This window comes from Anaerococcus lactolyticus ATCC 51172, assembly GCF_000156575.1.
GTDB lineage: Bacteria > Bacillota > Clostridia > Tissierellales > Peptoniphilaceae > Anaerococcus > Anaerococcus lactolyticus.
This window is the reverse complement of sequence record NZ_GG666160.1, coordinates 1-241: the sequence shown is the minus strand read 5'-3', so window position 1 is coordinate 241 and position 241 is coordinate 1. Positions and strand designations below refer to the sequence as shown.

Annotated in this window: 1 protein-coding gene; it reads left to right on the top strand. The window is 70.5% G+C overall.

Annotated features, from left to right (window positions below):
• The coding region (locus HMPREF0072_RS11625) for a hypothetical protein (protein WP_155811917.1) at positions 1–241 on the top strand (241 nt) is incomplete at both ends.

Here is a 241-nt window from a genome sequence, read left to right as displayed (position 1 = left end):
AGGGCGCCAGCCTCGACAACAGCCGTTCCGGCGTGATCAGCGCCAAGGGTGCGGTGGATATCCGCACCGGCGTGCTGGACAACAGCCGCAACGGCGGCATCGGCAGCAACGCCGGCATCACCCTGGTGGCCGCCCGGCTGGACAACGGCCAGCAGGGCCGGGTCAGCGCCAAGGGCCTGCTCGACGCCAACCTGAAAGGCCTCGACCAGCGCGGAGGCGGCGTTCTGGTCAGCGAAACCGG